The organism is Geobacillus sp. LYN3, from assembly GCF_003064505.1.
In the GTDB taxonomy this organism is placed as follows: Bacteria; Bacillota; Bacilli; order Bacillales; family Anoxybacillaceae; genus Parageobacillus_B; species Parageobacillus_B toebii.
Genome location: NZ_QCWL01000037.1, coordinates 1 through 2,129, shown reverse-complemented (window position 1 = coordinate 2,129; position 2,129 = coordinate 1). Strand labels below are relative to the sequence as shown.

Sequence of the window (2,129 nt, the reverse complement as noted above, 5' to 3'; positions counted from 1 at the left end):
GTGGAGAGAACGTTACGGATGGAGAGGTTATTGTTGCTGGGAGAGCTTGCGGATTTTTCGGTCATGTTGGGCGATTTTGGCTGAGTGGAAATCGACGGTTTCTTGTGTTTCAATAAGTTCGATGCGCAAGTTGTCGATTTTTGTTTCTAAGCGGTTAAATCGTTCGTTCATTTCATTTTCCAGCCGATCGATTCTGCCTTCCAACCGGTCGTCCATCTCTTGTATCCGCTTGTCTATTTCCACAAACTTTCTTCTAAATTCACCATTCATTGCTTCGACTTTTTTATCTATTGCTTCGATTTTTTTGTCTAATGCAGCGATTTGTGAGCGAAAGTCAGATGCATACAGATCGAGCGCTTTTAAAATTTCTTTTAACATCGTTTGTTGTTCCACGTCATTCACCTCCTCACTAAACAGTATAACCCGATCATATAGACAAGAAAAGACAAAAAGGTGTAGGGCAGAAGCCTAATGCATCTGTCTTTTTGTTACTATCCCCTATAAGTAGACAGCAAAAAAGACATTGGATATGATGTTCTTGAGCGTCTGCTTTTATGGAGAAGAAAAGATCAAATTTTTTTATAGAAATCAATAAACACCACCTAAAGTTTGTGACTTTTTTGCCAGATGCGGTGGAATCGTTTATGAAAGTGATGGAGAAAGCGGGGCCTCTTGTCCGCTTTATCAAAAAAACGGTGCGCAAATTGGATGCGCCCAAAGACGTTGAGTTTCACTCTTACGCGATACGGTTAGGAGAAAATGTGCCGCTTTATTTTGGTGCGCTGGCGAATCAAACGCTGGGTATTTATCGATCATTACACACTCCGCAAGAGGAATGGGACGGGAAAACCGTGATGCAAATGGTGGAACAAGGGAAAAAAGAAGAAGTCGAGCGATGGCTGCAAGAACGCGAGTATATTAGTTTTATGAACGCCGAGCGTCTAGAATGTCCGGTTACGGTTGATTTTAATACGATTCGCCGGAAGTTTGGTCTTCCTTTATCTCCATTTGTCACGTTAGGGGAAAAACGACAAACGCGATTGCTGGAGAAGCAGCGAACAGACGAAATGGAACAATACGAGCAATATGACATGCCGCTTGAATGGATGGATTCCTTCTTTGGTAAAGATATAGCGGAGTTTTTTATCGAAAAAACGAGAGGAAAATCAGAAGCAACGGTATCGAAATATCGGACAGGGCTATCCATTATCGCCCAATATTTGTTACAGTCTCGTCTTTCGTCTTGGACAAGCATCACAAAAGACCATTGGCAGCAATGCATCGTTTATCATTATTTAGAAATGAACGGTGATGCGAGCATCAATCAAGCGAAGTCGTTTTTCAGCACGGTAAAAGCGTTGGCAAAGTGGATTGACGCGCGATATGGAACGAATCATGATAAAACGGTTCGATCCATCATCCAGACGGTGGAAGAAGAGATATATGACGCGATTCGTTTGCTTGATTTATATGTTCCGTATGCGGCGCGAAAATATCATGATTGGCTGCAAGAAATCGGAAGAGTGGCAATCGAAAACGCATTGGAGGATCGCCAGGTAAGCGGCCTGTTTCAAGTCACCGCTGTTTCCGCTGTGACAATGAGATGTCAACACGCAGAAAGCGAAAAGCAATATACGATATCTATCACTCCGCTTGTTCGTTCTTACGCAAAAGCAGGAATGATCATCCGCGGAAACATAGCCGAAACAACAAGCAATGGCCGCTGGAGGCTGATTCACGAGAACATCCGCCGGAAGCCCACTGCTTTAGCTGTGAGGAGGAAGGCGGGGGTTATATTTTTAGTATATATTGAATTTTTCGTTCAACATAAGTACACTGGATTTAGAAAGGTAGGTGAATCAAGAATGCTCTGCACTCTCAAGATTAAATTAATGCCAACTCTTGAACAGTTTCATGCGCTGCTGGAAACAATGAAACGGTTTAACCAAGCATGCAACTATATTAGCGAGATTGCTTTTCGCTCCAGAACCTTTTCCAAAACGAAAATCCAGCGGCTTTGCTACTATGACGTCAGGGAAAAATTTGGCCTCTCTGCTCAAATGACCGTTCGTGCCATCGGCAAAGTGTCGGAAAGCTATCGTTTGGATAAAAAAACCTTGCATAACTTT

The 2,129-nt window shown here is 42.7% G+C and carries 1 protein-coding gene and 2 pseudogenes; 2 read left to right on the top strand and 1 reads right to left on the bottom strand.

Annotation, left to right across the window (positions count from 1 at the left end; genetic code table 11):
- Window positions 1–27: 27 nt before the first annotated feature.
- Window positions 28–393 (bottom strand): hypothetical protein, encoded by a 366-nt coding sequence (locus DCC82_RS16830; protein WP_015863640.1) that lies wholly within the window; start codon window positions 391–393, stop codon window positions 28–30.
- Window positions 394–554: 161 nt separating this feature from the next.
- Here DCC82_RS16830 and DCC82_RS18790 point away from each other — a divergent pair.
- Both DCC82_RS18790 and DCC82_RS18785 read left to right on the top strand, forming a co-directional pair.
- Window positions 555–1,355 (top strand): annotated as a pseudogene (locus tag DCC82_RS18790) (site-specific integrase); the annotation flags it as partial.
- Window positions 1,356–1,865: 510 nt separating this feature from the next.
- Window positions 1,866–2,129, top strand: a pseudogene (locus DCC82_RS18785) (RNA-guided endonuclease TnpB family protein); the annotation flags it as partial.